Raw genomic sequence first — 18186 nt, 5'->3', positions numbered from 1 at the left:
GCTGGAAGTATGACCAAGGTCCATTCGTTAGCATCTGCACGCCCTTCATCGGCGGCGGTCGGCCACGGGTCTGCAAACGATGCTGAGTATGACCATCCACGCTATGCCAACAAGGGCAGAGCCCAGGTCATTCTGACCGTGGTTGCCCAGACGGCTCCGGCCCTGGCCCAGGCGGGCATGATCTGGTACGTGGTCGGCCACGGCCGCTGGATGCTGCTTCTCCTCCTGTTGCCCAGCCTGACCGGTACCCTGGCCATGGTGCTTTTGAGCCTGCTGCGAGCGCACCGTCGGCCATCCCCCGCTTCCCCCGCTCGCGCGCAATTGGCATACAGCCCAGCATCGGATCGTGCATCACCGTTGAGAACCAGAGAGGACCAGACCCGGCAAGACCTGGCTCAACTGGTCTCCGACCCAGGCCCTGAACTAGAGACCCGACTGTTGGCATCAGGGGCTCCGGGAACACATGGCCTGCTTTGGCAGGGCATCGTCCATGCCTGGCTTGCCGCATCTGGTCCTACAGCGCCGGCAGTCATCGGCATCCGCCCCGATCACCGCCCGCTGGTCATCGACCTGCCCCGTGACGGACCCCACGCCCTGGTGGCGGGCACCACCGGATCAGGCAAATCGGTCTTTCTGCAGACCTGGTGCCTGGCCCTGGCCGCCAGCCAGCCGCCGGACCGGCTCAATCTGGTTCTGCTGGACTTCAAGGGCGGTGCCGGATTCGGCCTGTTGGCCCGACTGCCGCACACCGTGGGCTGCGTGACCAATCTGGATCTGGACCGAGCGGTGCGGGCGCTGAACGGCCTTCAGCGGGAGTTGGAGCGACGTCAGCGCCTGGTGGCCAAAGCTGGAGTGGAGGACACGGCCCTGATGGCCGACCCTCCGGCGCGCCTGGTGGTGGTCATCGACGAATTCCAGGCCCTGCGCCAACTCCTGCCCGACTATCTGGACAGGCTGACCTCACTGGCTTCCCAGGGCCGGTCCCTGGGCATGAACCTGGTGGCCTGCACCCAGCAGACCATGGGACAGGTCAGTGCCCAGATGCGGGCCAACATGAACCTGGGTATCTGTCTACGGGTGCGGGATCCCCTGCAGTCCAGGGAATTGCTGGGCTCCTCCTGCGCCACGGCAATCGACCCCGCCTGTCCTGGTCTGGGCTTTCTGGAGCATGGTCGGGGCCCACAAGCCTTCCGCACCTGCCCTGCGGTCGATCCGCAGGCCCTGGTGGAACAGGTCATCAAAGCCAGCCGCTTCTGCGGCTGCCGTCCGCCAGCGCCGCTCTTCTCCCCTCCCCTGCCAGAGCATGATCCGGCCTGCGGAAATATCCTCTGGCAGTCGGGACGGCCCTTGATACCCCTGGGACGCTCCGATGACGGGGTCCTGCTCCACCTCTATCGCCTACCACTCAAAGGTCATACGGCCCTGATCGGACCGCCTGGCCGTGGTAAGAGCACCCTGCTGGCCCTGCTGGCTCGTTCCCTGATCCCCCTGATGCAGCCGGGAGCCCGACCAGGACCCAGTTTCGATCTGCGTATCACCCGCCGGACAGGCCACGGCTACAGCAGTAGGGATTTCCCAGGCCCGCTACCGGAACCGCCTAAGGGTCGCCACAATGGCAGCCGAAGGCTGGTCTGGATCCTTGACGATGCACAGGACCTGCTGGATCCGCTCTGCCGGGATCCTCTGGCCCCTCTTCTGCAGGAGGCTCTGGGGCAGGAGGGAACCACCGTGGTTCTGGCCGTGGAGACGGCCGGTGCCCTGCGCAGACCTGAGCGTTTCAGCCGTCGTCTGGTGTTCCCCTGTGGCGAAAGAGGGGCCGACCTGGCAGCTGGCATCCCCGCCGATCAGCTGGCCAACCTATCCTCCCGAGCCAGCGCCATTCCCGGACGGTGTCTGGTCCTGGAGGCAGGTCTCGCCATTCCGCTACAGGTGTTCTCTTTAGCCGTAAAACAATCGGACCCTTGAAAAAAGTCACTCATCGTGCTTATCTTGCATAGGGTAGTGATAAAGCACCGATAAAAACTTCTTGGAGGCTTAGGTAGATGAGTAATGCGTTTGATTGGCGCGCTAAGGCTGCTTGCCGTGACAAGGATCCTGAGCTGTTCTTCCCCGTCGGCAACACAGGTGCAGCCTATCAGCAGATCGAGGAGGCCAAGGCCGTGTGCCGGACCTGCAAGGTCATCGACGCCTGTCTGAAGTGCGCCTTGGACACCAATCAGGATTACGGCGTCTGGGGCGGACTGAGCGAGGACGAACGCAGGGCTCTGAAGCGCCGGGCCATGCGTGCGCGCAGGTCCCAGGCCATGCAGATGCAGTCCTGAATCTTCTCGATTGCGCCAAACAGCAGGGGGGCGATGGCTCGATGCCATTGCCCCCCTTCTTTTTCTGAAAAGCACCCCTCGCAAAAGGAGTCCGGACTGTAAGGTGTACGGGTTGCAAGATGCCCGGTATCACACGTCCTGGGCCACGCGCAGCTTGATGTTGATGACCACCCGGGTGCCGCCATCCCGACGGGGCTCCCACTTGACCGTGCCGCCGAAGTCGTTGGTGACGAAGGTGTTGATGATCTGCGTGCCCAGTCCGGACCCGGTGGAGCGAGCCTGGCCCTGATCCGACTCCGTGCTGTAGCCGTTGCCGTCATCCTCGACCACGACATTGAGGTTGTTGCCGCCCCGGCCTACCGATATGGTGATATGCCCCTCGTCACGGCCCTCAAAGCCGTGCTCGACCGCATTGTTGACCAGCTCGGTCAGCACCAGGGACAGGGGCGTGGCATCCTGGGCGGGCATCATCCCGAACTTGCCCACGTAGGAGATGGTGATGTGCTGGTCGCTGGTGGTGGCCAGGTCCACGCTCATCTTCAGCAGGTTGGCGATCACCTTGTCGAAGTCCACAATCTCGTCGGCGGTCTGACTGAGGCCCTCGTGAACCACGGCGATGGTCTGGACGCGGCGCTGGGCCTCCTCGAGCTCCTTGCGGACCTCGTCGGACTTGGTCCGCCTGGCCTGCAGCCGCAGCAGGGCCGACACGGCCTGGAGGTTGTTCTTGACCCGGTGGTGAATCTCGGAGATGGTGGCATCCTTGGTCTGTAACTCCTTCTCCCGGCGGCGCAGCTCGGTCACGTCCCGGCAGAGCACGATGGCGCCCGTCCTTCCCTGCTTGCCGTACAGGGGCAGGGAGCGCATGGAGACGGCCGACCCGTTGGCGTCCAGCTCCGAGTCCACAGCCGCCTTGCCCGACAGGACCAGCGGCAGGGAGTCGGGCACCGGATCGTTCTCCTTGAGCAGGGAGGTGCCGATCTCGCTCAGATACTGGCCGATCATGGTCTCCACCGAGCCAAGCCTGCGGAAGCAGCTAATGGCGTTGGGCGAAGCATAACGCACCACGCCGCTTGCCGTCAGCACAAAGAAGCCGTCGGCCACCCTGGCGTTGTGCCGCTGGTTGAGCACCGAATCCGCATAGGGGAACTCGCCGCGGGTGATCATCTCGAAGAGTTCCTTGCCCGCGTTGATGCTCTCGCTCTCGTAGCGACCGTTGGACTCGCGGGTGGCCATGTTGGTCTCGCGGACCACCAGGCCCAGGGTTTTGCCCTGGTGGCGGATGGGAGCGTAGACATCGCAGACCGTGGCGCGGCCGATGGTGCGCAGCTTGTTGGACCGCAGCACACCCTTGGACCGCATGGCTGCTTCCAGCTCCTCACGCTGATCCGCCGGGAAGTGCTCCCCCACCACATCCTCGGTGCGCAGGGACATGACCGTAGAGGGCCGGCACTGCTCGGCCACGGTGAACTCCCCCTCACCCGTGCGCAGCAGGAGCAGCAAATCGGCAAAACTTAGATCGGCGATGACCTGCCAGTCGGCCACCAGGTGGTGGAGCCACTCGCGGTCCTCCTCATTGCAGTCGTCACAGGATGCCAGAATCTCGGAAAAATCAGCCATGCACTCCATCATACAAAGGGCCCTCGGAAGCAGACAGGCGGGTCATGCCAAGGGCGATGATGACATGCGCGCCCAATACATAGGTCTGGGGTAGGGTGGTTCACGGATGTTTCGCCCCGGCGACCGGACCCGACAGGCCCGGACCAGCCAAGGGGCCAAGGGAGGGCCATGGCAACCAGGACCAGCGAGAACGGCGGATCGCCCGAGAATCAGGAGATCGATCCCGATCTCGAACGCCGCCGCCAGCAGCGCCGCCAGGAGCTGACCTACCTGCGCCGGGACGCGGAGGTGGCCCACGAGGCCCATCTGCAGGCCAGGGCCGACGCTGTGCGCGCCAAGGCCAAGGCCAAGGCTGCACGGATCATGACCAAGGCGGAGATCAAGGCTTCGCGGATCGAGGGCATCCCCGACATGGAAATCGAGCGCAAGGTCCGTCTGGACGTGCACGGACGCCCCAAGCCACTACTGCGCGGCTGGATCCACGCCGTGGCCGCCCCCCTGGCCCTGGCCGCCGGCATTGTCCTGATCTGCCTGGCCCACGGCACTGGGCTCAAGCTGGCCTGTGCGGTCTTCATGGTCGCCTCGCTGGCCCTCTTCGGCAACTCCGCCCTCTACCATCTGGGCGACTGGACCCCGGGGACCACGGACGTGCTGCGCCGCCTGGACCACGTCAACATCTTTCTGCTCATCGCCGGCACCTACACGCCGATCTCCTTCGCGCTGGACCCCTTCTGGCGGCGGATCATCATCCTGGGCATGTGGGGGGCCAGCCTGGTGGCCATGATCGTCCACGTCTTCTGGATCGATGCTCCCCGCTGGCTCTACACCCTGGTCTACGTTGTCTTCGGGGTTTCGGGTGTAGGCTTCCTGAAGCTCTTCTGGGACTCCCCCATGGCCGGTCCGCCCGTGGTTTGGCTGATTGTGGCCGGCGGCCTGGCTTATATCCTGGGGGCGATTGTCTACGGTCTGCGCCGGCCGGACCCCTGGCCCCGGGTATTCGGCTTCCACGAGATCTTCCACTGCGGCACGGTCATCGGCTACGCCTGCCACATCGTGGCCATCTACCTGGTGGTCTGCAACCTACGCTGAGCAGATTGGCAGCCTGACGGTCTTTTCATCAGACGCCACCCAACTGAGATCGGCGGCCTATCCCAAGAAGCAAACAGTCATTCATAGAGTGGTCATTCATGGACGAAGCCGCCCTCCGTCGACCAGGGCGGGGAGCGGCTTCATTCAGGCAGGGCTGGGACGGTGAGGGGTCGTCCCGCTACTTGAGGGGCTGGGCATCCTTGACGGTGACCGAGATGTCCTTGCCATTGGGAGCCTTGTAGGTCACGGTCTGACCCTTCTTGGCACCCATCAGGGCCGCGCCGATGGGCGACTCGGGGCTGATGACGTCGTAGTCGGTGGCCACGGTCAGATCCCTGGAGCCCAGTACATAGACCATTTCGTTGCCGGCCATGGTCAGGGTCACCAGGGAGCCATTGCCCACCGTGCCCGCCTTGGGGGCCTTGAGGATCTTGGCGTTGCGCAGCTTGACGATCAGCTCGTTGATCCGCCCTTCGTTCTTGCCCTGCTCCTCGCGGGCAGCCTGATAACCGCCGTTCTCGCTCAGATCGCCCTCGGCCCGAGCCGCCGCGATGCGTTCGGTGATCTCGTCGCGGTACTCGCCCTGACGGTGGTCAAGCTCCTCCTTCAGCTTGTCGTAAGCGGCCTGTGTCAGCAGAATCGTCTTTTCCTCAGCCATGTGATTCCTCCTTGTTTGATGCACTTGTCTCGTGGCCCGACCTGAACTGCAAAGTCAAGGGTATGAAAAAGGCGCCGGCCCTCACCGGCGCCTGGAGACCCTTGTCTACCGTGTCGATATGATGTCGATCACGAAAACCAGGGTATCGTCGCCGCCGATGCCCGCCTGGGGCATCCCCTGACGACCATAGCCATACTCCGGCGGAATGGAGACCACCAACCTGGACCCCACGTTGTGACCGGGCACCGTCTGGTCCCAGCCGCGAATGACCTGCCCCACGCCAATGCCGAAGCTGGCCGGCTGATGACGCTGGAAGCTGGAGTCGAAGACCTGATCCGAACCCCAGACGACACCGTGATAGTTGACGGTGACGGTATCGCCCTTGCGGACGACCGGACCGTCCCCCTCGACCAGCTCCACGGCGCGCAGCCCGCTGGGTGCCGGACCATGGAAGGTTATGGTCGGCGTGGCGCCGAATTCGGCGTTCACCTCGGGCATGGATTGGTCACTCATGACAACTCCTTTGGTTTTCTTGCGTACCAGAGTATCGGTTCGTCGGCCGGGTGACAAGTCGCGACACTGCCCTCCAAGCCGATGAGGCCTTGGTGCCCCGGGTGGGAATCGAACCCACAAGCCGGTGAAGGCGGCGGATTTTAAGTCCGATGCGTATACCATTTCGCCACCGGGGCCGTAACCCATAACGCCTTAGTATATCATTCGCGCAGGAGGGTCCTGCCGTAGTCCAGGACCAGGCCATCCAGGAGGCCGTGCTCGCTGGCCACATAGGTACCCGAAGCCAGCGCGCTCGGGCTGGCCTGACCCAGTCGCTCCAGCAGACGGCTCCAGATCAGGGCACCCCCGCCGATCACATCCACACGTCCGGGATGGATGGTCTTGAGCTTCCGACGCTCCTGACGGCTCATGGTCAGCACCTGGTCGTCAACCCGGCGGGCCGCATCAACGGAAATGGACCGCCCATCGACGGCATGGCGATCGTAGACCTGGCATCCCAGGGCCAGGGCGCTCATGGTGGTGACCGTGCCGGAGACCCCGATCAAGCTGCCCACCCCGGCTACAGGAACCTGGTCGAAGGCCCGGTCAATCCAGTCGTCAACATCCCCGAGGGCCTGGTCAATCTCTTCCTGAGTGGGCGGATCATCCAGCAGATGGCGCTCGGTCATCCGAACGGAGCCGATGTTCATGGAGTAGGAGGCCCTGACCTGATCCACGGGCAGATTCTTTCCGTCCCCGCCCAGGACCAGTTCGGTGGATCCGCCACCCAGGTCGACCACCAGGTATGGTGCAGGCGGCATGTCGGCGCTGCCCCGCTGCTCCAGCACGCTGACCGCGCCCAGAAAACTCAGCGAGGCCTCCTGGGAGCCGCTGATCACCTTGGGCGTGACCCCCAGGATGGAGCGCACCCCCTCTTCAAAACTTTCCCGATTGTCGGCATCCCTGGTGGCCGAAGTGGCCACAAAGCGCAGGCCATCCACAGGATGCTCCTGCAGTTGCTGGGCGAAGAGCCGACAGGCCTCAAAGGCGCGCTCAAGGGCCTGGTCGGAGAAGCGGTGGTTGCGATCCACACCCTCCCCCAGCCGGATGACCCGCATCAGCCTGGGAGCCACCGGGTGGAGCCCCTGCCGGTCAACCCGGGCCATCAGCAGACGTATGGAGTTGGTGCCGCAGTCCACGCCAGCCACTGTCACCTGATCCATGGAAACCCCCTTCATTGCTTCTCTTGTCGATCCTCTTGCCGGGATGCCTCAGTCCGGGGCTGGGCGCACCTGCAGACCTGCGGATCGAACACCTGACGCACCAGACCCAGAACCCGGTCACCCAGTGGATTGATCCCAGGGCCCATAACCAGGGACTGGGCGGTCAGAGCGTGCAGACACTTGACCCGCTTGGGCATGCCCCCGGCCGAGATTCCCGTGATGTGCCCCTCGTCGTCGCCCAGCCGCTGGGCCAGGACAGAGCGGAAGGCCAGATAGAGCTCGTGGGCCCTGCGGTAGGCGCTGGCCAGGTTCGCATCCGAACCCAATTCGGTGTTCCAGTCGGCCATGATGCCGTCGGCCTCAAGTCGTGAGACGGCCTTGACGGCCTCGGGGCTGGTCAGATAGCAGGTGGTCGGAAAGGGCGTGCCATCCTCCAGCTGGGGCCGGGTGACCACAGCCAGGGGGTTGCCACAGACACAGCGGGCGCCGACGGCCACCATGCCCCGCGGATAGCGGCCAAGCTGCCGGTTCACGACGGCTATCTGCTCCGGTGTGGCCGGAGTCGCCAGAAGCTCCTGGACTCTTTCTCTTACCGCGGCCAGATCCCGGTCAGCAACCAGGCCGGAAATTTCGACCTTGTCCTGCCCAACCTGTGGCTCGACCCGGGCCTTGTCGCCGGCTTGAGGTTCCACCGCTGCCTGGGGCCTTCCCTGGGCCTTGATCACGCTTTCCTCGTCTTTCCTAATTGTTTGCCGCTGATGGGTTCATTGACTGTTGACGCAACGGAATCCGAACCTTCGGAGTTCACTGCGCTTCCCCACCCTTGGATGGAGAGGGACTGTCAGAGCCACCTGGACTGTTGGAACCAGCTGGACCAGCAGATCCGCTCGGACTGGCTCCGTCACCAGGTTGCTGACCCGCGCTCCCCTTGCTCCTATTGCCCACCGGGTCCTGGTCGGCCTTGGCGAAGGAGTAGGCCATCTCCTGATACCAGGGCAGGGAGTTCCTCCTGGGGGCCCGAACCCCCTTGCTCCCGGCCTGGTCCTTGTCCTTGCCGCCCGTGACCGCCTCCGGATGCAGGACCCGGATGGCCTCCTCGTCGGGGAAGACGAATCCCAGACGGTCCCGGGCCTGGGCGGTCACATAGGCCTTGTCGTCCCAGCGGCGGATCTGGTTCTCCAGTTCACGCTTGTGCTCTACAAGCTGGGCCTGCTGGTTGCGCAGGCCGTTGAGCTCGGAAAGATTGATGGCGTAGGCGTGGAAGGTGGAGACCAGCTGGATCAGCCCCAGGGCCACGACGATGACCGCCACAAAGAAGGTGATGGGTCCCGACGACCGCCTGCTTGTCCGCCGGTCGGCGCCGTCACGTTTGTTCTTGGCCATACCCATAAAAATACCCGCGGCAGCCGACGCGGACCGCCACGGGTGAAAGACTTCACGGTCGGGTCAAAACCTGCAGAGGCTCCGACCCGACCGGCAGGACCTTACTTGGTGTACTTCTTGCAGGCCTTGAAGGCGCTGTAGCCGGCGTACTCGGCGGTGGAGCCCAGCTCCTCCTCGATCTCCAGCAGACGGTTGTACTTGGCGATGCGCTCGCCACGGGCCGGGGCACCGGTCTTGATCTGGCGGGTGTTCTTGGCCACAGCCAGGTCGGCGATGGTGGTGTCGGAGGTCTCGCCGGAACGGTGGGAAACCATGGAGGTGAATCCGTTGGCGGTGGCCAGCTCGATGGCGTCCAGGGTCTCGGTGACGGTGCCGATCTGGTTGAGCTTGACCAGCAGGGAGTTGGCGGCCTTCAGGTCGATGCCCTTCTGCAGCCTCTTGGGGTTGGTCACCAGCAGATCGTCGCCCACGAACTGCAGGCGGTCGCCCATGGCGGCGGTGATCTTCTGCCAGGCACCCCAGTCCTCCTCAGCGAAGGGATCCTCGATGGAGACCAGCGGATAGCGCTCGACCAGACCCTGGTAGTAGTCCAGCATGTAGTCGGCGTCGCGGTCCTCACCGTCGAAGTGGTACTTGTCGGTGTCCTTGTTGTAGAACTCCGAGGAGGCCACGTCCAGGCACAGGCCGATCTGCTTGCCGGGCTCGTAACCGGCGGCTTCAATGGCATCGACGATGTACTTCAGGGAGTCCTCGTTGGACTTCATCTTGGGGGCAAAGCCGCCCTCGTCGCCCAGGCCGGTCTCGTGGCCGTCCTTCTTGAGGATGCCCTTGAGGGTGTGGTAGACCTCGACGCCGGCGCGCAGGGCCTCCCGGTAGGAGTCGAAGCCATAGGGGGAGATCATGTACTCCTGGATGTCGGTGGCGAAGTCAGCATGGGCGCCGCCGTTCATGATGTTCATGTTGGGCACAGGCAGGATGTGGCCGTTGGTGCCGCCCAGGTAACGGTAGAGAGGCAGTTCGGCGGACTCGGCAGCCGCATAGAGCGCAGCCAGGGAGACGCCCAGGATGGCGTTGGCGCCCAGCTTGCCCTTGTTGGGGGTTCCGTCCAGGTCAATCATGGTCTCGTCCAGGGCGCGCTGATCGGTGGCGTCCATGCCGATGACATTGGGAGCGATGGTCTCATTGACCGCCTTGACGGCGTCCAGCACACCCTTGCCCTGATAGCGCTTCTTGTCGCCATCCCTACGTTCCCAGGCCTCGGCCTCGCCGGTGGAGGCACCGGAGGGAACCAGACCACGCCCCTCGGCGCCGTCCTCGGTCTGCAGAACGACCTCGACGGTCGGGTTGCCACGGGAATCAAGAATTTCGCGCGCGAACACGCTTTCAATTGCTGCCACAACTGCTCCTTCAATAAGTTGTTGTGATGTCTCTTACAGGATACTAGTTTTGTTGGACGGGCGCGGGACCCGCTGGCGTGCCATCGTCCGAGGACTTGGGCAGCCCCCAGGCCAGGTCGTCCAGCAGGGTGTCCACCCAGGCGGTCATGGCCGCCGAATCCATGGGTCCCGATCCCAAGGAGCCCGCGAAGGGCGCCGGGATCAGCAGGGTCTGCGTCACCGGGCGGTACTGGCTGCCCTTGTAGATGCGTGCGATCCTGGCCTGCAGGGAGTCGGGCATGGCAACGGGCCTGATCCGCACCCTGGAGCCCTGGGAGGCGATCTCCGCAATGCCCAGGGAGCGAGCCTTGGCCCGGAGCCTGGCCACCGCGAAGAGGGTGTCGAACTGGGCCGGCGGACGTCCGTAGCGGTCGGTCAGCTCCTCGTGCAGGTCGCGCAGGTCCTGCTCGTTGCGGGCCGAGGCCAGCTTGCGGTAGGCCTCCAGGCGCAGCTTGTCCGAGTCGATGTAGTCCACCGGAATGGAGGCCTCCAGGGGCAGGTCGATGCTGACGGTGACCGGCTCGGTCCGCCCGGGCTCCTTGTACTCTTCCACCGCTTCGGAGACCATGCGCACGTAGAGGTCGAAGCCTACCCCCTCGATGTGTCCGGACTGCTCGTCGCCCAGCAGGTTGCCGGTGCCGCGCAGCTCCAGGTCCTTCATGGCCACGTCGTAGCCGGAACCCAGGGCCGTGTTCTGGGCGATGGTGGCCAGCCTGTCGTGGGCGGTCTGGGTCATGGGCTTGCTGGGGTCGTAGAGGAAGTAGGCGTAGGCACGCTCCCGGCCACGTCCCACCCGACCGCGCAGCTGGTGGAGCTGGGAGAGCCCGAAGCGGTCGGCCCGGTCCACGATCAGCGTGTTGGCGTTGGGGATATCCAGTCCGGTCTCGACGATGGTCGTGCAGACCAGCACATCGATGTCCCGGTGCCAGAAGTCGCGGATGACCCCGTCCAGCTGCTTCTCCCCCATCTTGCCGTGGGCCACGCCCACCTTGGCCTCGGGGACCAGGGTCTGGACCTTGGCCGAGACCTTGCCGATGTCCTCCACCCGGTTGTGGATGTAGAAGATTTGCCCCCCGCGTAGGAGCTCGCGGCGAATGGCCGCCGTCACCTGGGCATCCTCGTAGGCGCCCACATAGGTCAGGACAGGCAGACGGTCCTCGGGGGGCGTGGCCAGGGTGGACATCTCCCGGATGCCGGTCACCGCCATCTCCAGGGTGCGGGGAATGGGCGTGGCCGACAGGGACAGGACGTCCACGTTGGTCCGCAGGGCCTTGAGGGTCTCCTTGGCCTCCACGCCGAAGCGCTGCTCCTCGTCCACGATCATCAGGCCCAGATCCTTGAAGCGGATGCGCGGGTTGAGCAGCTTGTGGGTGCCGATGACCACGTCCACGGCCCCGCTGGCCAGGCCCTCCATGGTGGCCTGGTTCTCCTTGGCGGTCTGGAAGCGGCTCATGGCGGCCACGTCCACAGGGAAGCCCTCGAAGCGCTCGGTGAAGGTCTGGTAGTGCTGCTGGACCAGCAGGGTCGTGGGCACCAGGACCACCACCTGTTTGCCGTCCTGGACGGCCTTGAAGGCGGCACGGATGGCTATTTCGGTCTTGCCGAAGCCCACATCCCCGCAGATCAGCCGGTCCATGGGCACCGGCTTCTCCATGTCGGCCTTGACTTCGTCGATGGCGGTCAGCTGGTCGGGGGTCTCCTGGTAGGGGAAGGCGTCCTCCAGCTCCTTCTGCCAGGGGGTGTCTGGACTGAAGGCGAAGCCCTTGGTGCGCTGCCGGGCCGAGTAGAGCTTGACCAGGCCCTGGGCGATCTTGTGGACGTGCTTACGGGCCTTGGCCTTGGTGGCCGACCAGTCGGATCCGCCCAGCTTGTTGAGCCTGGGGATCTCGGCGCCGATGTAGCGGCTGACCTGGTCCAGCTGGTCAGCGGGCACGAAGAGCTTGTCCGGTGGGGCATTGCGCTTGGAGGGGGCGTACTCCAGGACCAAATACTCCCGGCTGCCCTTGCTGGGGCCCACGCCCACGCTGCGCTGACGCATGCCCAGGAAGCGGCCGATGCCGTGCTGGTCGTGGACCACGTAGTCGCCGGGCTTGAGCTCGTCCAGGTCGATGGCCTTGCGCCGACGGTTGGAGGTCTTGCTTCCGGCGGCCACGCTGGTACGGCCGGTCAGGTCACGTTCGGTCAGCAGGGCCAGATGGGCGGACTGGTCCACGAAGCCGTCCACGGCCAGGGAGCGGTGGTACTCCACCCCGACAACGCCAGTGGTCTGTACGGCCCGGCGCAGACGGCTGAGCGTCCCCTGGGCCGGAGCGGTCACCACAACCCGGTCGCCGCGCTCCAGCAGGGAGGCGATGCCCGAAGCGGCCCGATCCTCGTCGCCGCGGTACTGGTCCGGAGCCAGGGCATCCAGACGCTCGGCCCCCTCCCGGTCCGGGTCCACCGACAGGTCGGTCAGCTTCCAGACCTCCCCCTTGCGGTACTCCAGGGATGAGATGACCTCGTCATATTCCAGGAAGCTGGCCCTGTCGAAGCTGATGGGCGCGCCCGAGCCCTGCCCGGAGGCTGCCACATGCCAGCTGGCGGCCAGGAACTCGTTGGCCGTCTTGACCAGGTCCTGGGCGGAGCGGGCCAGAAGCTGCGGCTCAGATAGCAGAATCAGAGCACCCTCGGGCAGCATGGACCCCACCGGCACCAGGTCGTCGACCAGGGCCGGCAGGAGGGACTCCATGCCCTCCACCGGAATGGCCTGGGCGATGGACTCCAGCATGTCGTCGGCGTTGGGGATGCTCCCGATCAGGGAGCGGGCACGGGCGCGGACCTGGTCGGTCAGCTGCAGCTCGCGGCATGGCGGTGCCCAGATCCGGTCCAGGTCGTTGCCGTAGGTGCGCTGGTCGGAGGCGTGGAAGCTGCGGATGGTGTCCACCTCGTCGCCGAAGAACTCGATGCGCACCGGGTGGGCCATGGTGGGGACGAAGACATCCAGGATGCCGCCTCGAACGGCGAACTGGCCGCGCTCCATGACCAGGTCCACCCGAGTGTAGGCGTTGCGGACCAGAGCTTCGACCGCCTGGTCCAGGGGCAGATCCTGGCCGCGCAGAAAGACCAGGGGCTCCACATCCTGCAGACCCTTGACCACCGGCTGCAGCAGGGAGCGCACGGGCATGACCAGGATGCGGATGGGTCCGAAGTCGGGATCGTCCTGGACCGGATGGGCCAGCCGCCTGAAGACGGCCATCCGGGAGGCCACGGTGTCTGCCCGGGGCGAGAGCCGCTCGTGAGGCAGGGTCTCCCAGGAGCGCAACAGGGCCACATCCGCCGGGTCGCCCTCATACCAGGAGCGGATGGCGCCGGTCATTTCCTGGGCGTCACGCTCGGAGGGGACCACCAGGACAACCGGGGCACGTCCGGCTGCTGCGGCTGCCAGGGCCGGCCTGATGCCCTGGGGAGCCTGGACCATAAGGGAGGTGTCGGTGTCAGCCGCAGGTTCGGAGTCCCCTTGGACCAACCTCTTGAAGGCAGCATCCGCCTGCAGGTCGTCCAACAGAGGACGCAGGGACCCGTTCAACGATTCCTTGGGCTCCGACTTCTGGGTATCCTCATCGACCATTGAACTGCTCCTGAGCCTGGCTGAGGCCCTTGGTAACGACGATTTCTGCGGCATCCGCGCCGTCGGCCAGAAACTCGGGCAGACGTTTGCGCTGATCGCCGACAAAGGTGCCCAGGACCCAGTCCACAGTGCGGCGGTGGGCCTCCGGGCCTCTCCGGGCATGTCCCACGCCCATGCGAACCCGGGCGTATGCGTTGCTGCCCAAAGAGCGGTCGATGGAACGGATGCCGTTGTGCCCGCCCGAGGACCCACCGGCCTTGACCTTGATTCGGCCGAACTCCAGGTCCATGTCGTCATGGATGACCACGACCCGGCCAACCGGTATGTGGTAGTAGGAGCAGATGGAGGCCAGGGCGTCGCCGGAGTCGTTCATGAAGGTCAGCGGCTTGGCCAGGAAGAAAGGTATGCGCCGTCCGTCAAGATCCAGGGTGCCACGACCCAGTTGGGCCAGACCCTTGTGGTCGCGCAGGTTGACCGACCATCGTTCGGCCAGCAGATCGGCGCACATGAAGCCCATGTTGTGCCTGGTGCCCTCATACTCGTCACCCGGGTTGCCCAGTCCGGCTATCAGCCAGAAATCGGATGCCATGTAGGTGATACCTCCTGCTCTCAAACGGGACGGTGAGATTCTACACAGGCTCCCCGACCCCGTTTCGCTCAAGGGACAGGCTCCAGTAGGAGACATCATGCAGGGCGAACCGGTCCCAGGCGGCCTGGGGAAGAAGACCGAAGCGGCTGAAACCGAACCTGTGCAGCAGGGCCTTGGAGGCCGAATTGTCATCGAAGATGATGGCCACGGCCAGACGCATGCCCACTTGCTGGGCGCGCTCCAGCAGGGAATGGACCATCAGGGCCCCCAGGCCCCGCCCACGGCTGTCGCGGTCCACGTAGTAGCCCAGCTCGCAGGTCTCCTGGTAGCCGGGCCGGTCGTAGTAGGCCGACAGGGAGCCGAAGGCCAGCACCTTGCCCTCCTGCTCCAGGACCAGGACCGGATGGCCCTGGTCCGGCTCGTGGCCCAGCCACCACTGCAGGCGCTGGTCCAGGCTGACCGGGGCCGTATCCGCTGTGGAACCACCGTCCATGACCGCCTGGTTGTAGATGGCGGTGACCGCCTCCAGGTCCCCGCGACGGCAGAGCCGGATGCGCGGGGTGGCGCTCACTTGTTGCCGCCCTCCTGGTCGGAGGCCTCCTTGAGGGCTTCACGCAGGCGGTTCTGCGCCTCGCCGTAAGCGCTGAAGTCGCCCTTCTTCAGGGCGGCATCGCCGTCGCTCATGGCCTGGTTGGCCTTGTCCAGGGCCTGTTTCAGGGCCTGCCCTCCTGTCGCCGACGCCCCGCTGGACCCGGCGGTCTTATCCAGGGCCTTATCGGAATCAGGGGCCTTATCGGCATTGGTACGCCCGGTGTTGTCGGCATCACCTGCCGATGCGCCCGAGTTGCCCTGGAAGGTCTTGTCGAGGGCCGCATCCAGCGTCGCCGAGGAGGAGACCTTGTCTCCGAAGGCCACCAAAACCCGCTTGAGCAGGGGGAAGCTGGTGGCGCCGCTGGACTGCACGTAGACCGGCTGGATGTAGATCAGTCCGCCGCCTATGGGCAGGGTCAGCAGGTTGCCTCGTTTGACCTTGGTTGACCCGGACTGGAGCAGGTTGAGCTCGGTGGAGACCGCAGCATCCGAGTTGAAGTTGTTCTGCGCCTGCCCAGGGCCAGGCACATTGGAATTCTTGGGTAGCTCCATCAGCCGGATGGTCCCGTAGTCCGGGCCTATCACCCCCTTGGTCGACCCGGCGTCGGAATCCACGGACAGGAACCCGGTCAGGATCTCCCTGGTGGAGGTGCCGGCGGGGATGAATGTGGAGGTCAGCGAGAAGGCGGGCTTGTCGGTCCCCGGGGTCTGCAGGGTCAGATAGTAGGGAGGTTGCTTGATCCCGGCCTTCTGCTCCTTGCTGGTCCCGGTCGGATCCACAGGGGTCTGCCAGAAGTCCTCGCCGGAGAAGAACTGGCTGGCCGAGTTGACGTGGTACTGGGACAGGAGCTGGCGCTGCACCTTGAACAGGCTCTCCGGGTAGCGCATGTGGCTCATCAGGTCGCCCGAGATGGACGAGAGCGGCTTGAACTGGCCGGGGAAGACCTTCTGCCAGGCCTTGAGCACCGGATCCTTTGCATCCCAGGCATACAGGTCCACCGAGCCGTCGTAGGCATCGACCGTAGCCTTGACGGAGTTGCGGATGTAGTTGGCCTTCTGGGAGCCCAGGCCCTTGACGGCCTCCGAGCTCAGGGTGGTCGTGTCCTGGGTGATGGGACCCAGGTCCACCTTCTGGGAGTAGGGGTAGGCGTCTGAGGTGGTGTAGCCGTCGACGATCCACTTGACACGTCCGTCAACCACAGCCGGGTAGACGCGCCCGTCCAGGGTCAGATAGGGGGCGATCTGGGCCACACGCTCCTTGGGTGAGCGGTTGTAGAGGATCTGCGAATCGGGGGTGACGCGGTCCGAGAAGAGGATCTGGTCGGATCCAAAGCGGATGGCGTAGAGGACCCGGGCCAGGAAGTTGCCCACCGAGGGACCGCCGTTGCCCTTGAAGGTGTTGGTGGCTCCCTTGGAGCCGGTGGGGTAGTCGAACTCCCAGCCCGACGAGCCCTGTGGCGCGCCGACGATGGAATACTCGGGCGCGTTGGGCGAGAAGTAGATTCGCGGCTCGTAGTGCTGGCTGTCGGTCAGCTTGCCCTTGGTGGGGATGTCCTGCTCGAAGAACTCGGGCTGCCCGTCCGGGGTGACCTTGTTGCCGTAGGCGGCCACGATGCCGTAGCCGTGGGTGAAGACCGTGTGGTCGTTGACCCAGTTGCGGTTGTCGTTGCCCTCCAGGTCCAGCTCGCGAGCGCCGATGACCGTGTCCTGGCTGACTCCGTCGATGTCGTACTTGTCGACGGCCAGGGTGTCCTCGAAGGTGTAGTACTGCTTGGACTGCTGCAGCTGGCGGAAGGTGGGGGAAACCACCTGGGGATCCAGCAGACGAATCTGGGCGGTGGTCTCCGCATCACGGGAGAGGGCGCCCGACTGGACCTCGGTGGTGGCGTCATAGGCCTCGGTCTTGAGCTTGTCCAGACCATAGGCCTTGGTGGTCGCGGCGATGTTGCGCTGGATGTAGGCGGACTCCATCTCCTGTGCGTTCGGGTTGACCCGGAAACGCTGGACCAGTGCCGGCCAGAAGACGGTCAGCAGCAGGGACAGGACAACGGTGACGGCCACAGCCAGTACAGGCACCCGCCACTGCTTGACGGCCGAACCCAGGGAGCCTGCATGGATACGGCCGGGTTCCAGAGTGCGCGAGCGCAGAATCCAGACGGCCAGGATGATACCCAGCAGGGCCAAGACCACAGCCATGATCAGGGTCACGGGGATGGCCGCCTTGACCGAGGTGTAAGAGGCGCCGGTGATCCGATCACCCTCCTCGGTCAGCCTGCCGAAGACGCCCAGGGCCGTGTCACCGGCCCAGACCAGCATGAACAGGACCAGCCAGACGGCCACCTGACGACGGGCGGGACGGGTCATCTCAAGAATGCCGCGTCCATGCACGGGCATGGTCAGCCGAATGCCGCCCATGAGGAAGTTGGTGACCAGGCTGAAGACCGTGGCCGCCAGCAGCATCATCAGCAGGGAGGAGACCAGCAGCTGCAGGCCGGGCAGGATGAAGACATAGAAGCCGTTGTCCAGGCCGAACTGGGGGTCGCGCACCCCGAAGGACTGGGCGTTGAAGAGCAGGAGCACCTGCTTCCAGTCCGCGTTGAACTGGAAGCCGAAGAAGACGCCGACGACCAGGGAGACCACCACGGCCACCTTGAGCGCCGTGCGTGAGGAGACTCCCTTGCCTACCTCAATCAGATCGCCCTTGACCCTAATGGTGGACCCGTCAGGCGAATCGGGACGGCTGCGAATGGCCAGGATGGCCGAGAGCAGGGTCACCGCAGCCAGCAGCAGGGCATAGGCCAGCCAAAGTCCCACCTTGATGCCCAGCTGGGTCCAGACAATCTGCGCCGCCCCCAGCTGCGAGAACCACATGACATCAGTGATGAAGCGGCTGAGCGCGAACAGGAGCAGGAAGACGACCAGGACGACTGCCACAACCACGGCCAGGATCCGCGAACCCCGCGAAGGCCCGTCATTGCCCTTTCTGCGGGAAGTCAGCCGGGGGTCACCTGGTCCGGGGAAGCGAAAACGGGGTGTGCCGCCGCCCCCCTGGCCGGGACCCTCCCCATCGGTTTGCACGTGCAGGATGACCGGGTCGTCTTCATTGCGACGCCGGCCTGGTCCTCCTGGACCGCCCTCAGGGTCGAACATGGAACCGAAGAAATCAAAGAATGACATGTA

At 64.9% G+C, this 18186-nt stretch carries 14 protein-coding genes and 1 tRNA gene; 3 read left to right on the top strand and 12 right to left on the bottom strand.

Translation table 11 applies throughout. The annotated features are described in order from the left end of the window. The first annotated feature begins 9 nt into the window (after positions 1 to 9). Both H3U90_RS07050 and H3U90_RS07045 read left to right on the top strand, forming a co-directional pair. Positions 10 to 1965 carry an ATP-binding protein gene (locus H3U90_RS07050; protein WP_198177682.1) on the top strand — a complete coding sequence of 652 codons (1956 nt, stop codon included), beginning with the start codon at positions 10 to 12 and terminating at the stop codon, positions 1963 to 1965. A gap of 77 nt (positions 1966 to 2042) precedes the next feature. Continuing rightward, positions 2043 to 2321, top strand: a complete 279-nt coding sequence (locus H3U90_RS07045; RefSeq protein ID WP_015021978.1) for a WhiB family transcriptional regulator — start codon at positions 2043 to 2045, stop codon at positions 2319 to 2321. Between the two features lie 129 nt (positions 2322 to 2450). Here H3U90_RS07045 and H3U90_RS07040 read toward each other — a convergent pair whose 3' ends face one another. Next, positions 2451 to 3938: a sensor histidine kinase gene (locus H3U90_RS07040; protein ID WP_198177681.1), complete on the bottom strand. Its 1488-nt coding sequence runs from the start codon at positions 3936 to 3938 to the stop codon at positions 2451 to 2453. 168 nt (positions 3939 to 4106) lie between these two features. On the opposite strand from H3U90_RS07040, the gene trhA reads away from it, so the two are divergent. Beyond that, entirely contained in the window at positions 4107 to 5027 is a 921-nt protein-coding gene (gene trhA, locus H3U90_RS07035; protein WP_198177680.1) for a PAQR family membrane homeostasis protein TrhA, read from the top strand. 178 nt (positions 5028 to 5205) lie between these two features. Here trhA and H3U90_RS07030 read toward each other — a convergent pair whose 3' ends face one another. The 11 genes from H3U90_RS07030 to H3U90_RS06980 form a co-directional block, all read right to left on the bottom strand. Next, complete coding sequence (locus tag H3U90_RS07030; protein ID WP_024627331.1) at positions 5206 to 5685, bottom strand: GreA/GreB family elongation factor; 480 nt, start codon at positions 5683 to 5685, stop codon at positions 5206 to 5208. A 105-nt stretch (positions 5686 to 5790) separates the two neighbouring features. Beyond that, positions 5791 to 6198 (bottom strand): FKBP-type peptidyl-prolyl cis-trans isomerase, encoded by a 408-nt coding sequence (locus tag H3U90_RS07025; RefSeq protein WP_024627330.1) that lies wholly within the window; start codon positions 6196 to 6198, stop codon positions 5791 to 5793. A 90-nt stretch (positions 6199 to 6288) separates the two neighbouring features. Then, positions 6289 to 6374 (bottom strand) — tRNA-Leu (locus H3U90_RS07020). Between the two features lie 24 nt (positions 6375 to 6398). After that, positions 6399 to 7400: a Ppx/GppA phosphatase family protein gene (locus H3U90_RS07015; protein WP_198177679.1), complete on the bottom strand. Its 1002-nt coding sequence runs from the start codon at positions 7398 to 7400 to the stop codon at positions 6399 to 6401. Positions 7401 to 7411: 11 nt separating this feature from the next. After that, positions 7412 to 8020 (bottom strand): DUF501 domain-containing protein, encoded by a 609-nt coding sequence (locus tag H3U90_RS07010; RefSeq protein ID WP_232340695.1) that lies wholly within the window; start codon positions 8018 to 8020, stop codon positions 7412 to 7414. 184 nt (positions 8021 to 8204) lie between these two features. Next, entirely contained in the window at positions 8205 to 8789 is a 585-nt protein-coding gene (locus H3U90_RS07005; RefSeq protein WP_198177677.1) for an FtsB family cell division protein, read from the bottom strand. Between the two features lie 95 nt (positions 8790 to 8884). Beyond that, positions 8885 to 10180 (bottom strand): phosphopyruvate hydratase, encoded by a 1296-nt coding sequence (gene eno / locus H3U90_RS07000; protein WP_024627326.1) that lies wholly within the window; start codon positions 10178 to 10180, stop codon positions 8885 to 8887. Between the two features lie 43 nt (positions 10181 to 10223). Next, complete coding sequence (gene mfd, locus H3U90_RS06995) at positions 10224 to 13826, bottom strand: transcription-repair coupling factor (RefSeq protein ID WP_198177676.1); 3603 nt, start codon at positions 13824 to 13826, stop codon at positions 10224 to 10226. Then, on the bottom strand, positions 13816 to 14415 hold the full coding sequence (pth, locus tag H3U90_RS06990) for an aminoacyl-tRNA hydrolase (RefSeq protein WP_198177675.1): 600 nt from the start codon (positions 14413 to 14415) through the stop codon (positions 13816 to 13818). Before pth ends, mfd begins: the two co-directional genes overlap by 11 nt. 40 nt (positions 14416 to 14455) lie before the next feature. Further along, the gene (locus H3U90_RS06985; RefSeq protein ID WP_198177674.1) at positions 14456 to 14986 is read right to left on the bottom strand and encodes a GNAT family N-acetyltransferase; all 531 of its coding nucleotides are present in this window, start codon (positions 14984 to 14986) and stop codon (positions 14456 to 14458) included. Further along, positions 14983 to 18183, bottom strand: coding sequence for a UPF0182 family membrane protein (locus H3U90_RS06980; RefSeq protein WP_198177673.1), 3201 nt, complete (start codon positions 18181 to 18183; stop codon positions 14983 to 14985). The genes H3U90_RS06985 and H3U90_RS06980 overlap by 4 nt, the downstream gene beginning before the upstream one ends. Between the last annotated feature and the right edge of the window lie 3 nt (positions 18184 to 18186).

The sequence above is a fragment of the Bifidobacterium sp. W8103 genome (assembly GCF_016100775.1).
Lineage (GTDB): Bacteria > Actinomycetota > Actinomycetes > Actinomycetales > Bifidobacteriaceae > Bombiscardovia > Bombiscardovia choladohabitans.
Note: the sequence above shows the minus strand (reverse complement) of the source record. Positions and strands in the feature narration are given on the sequence as shown.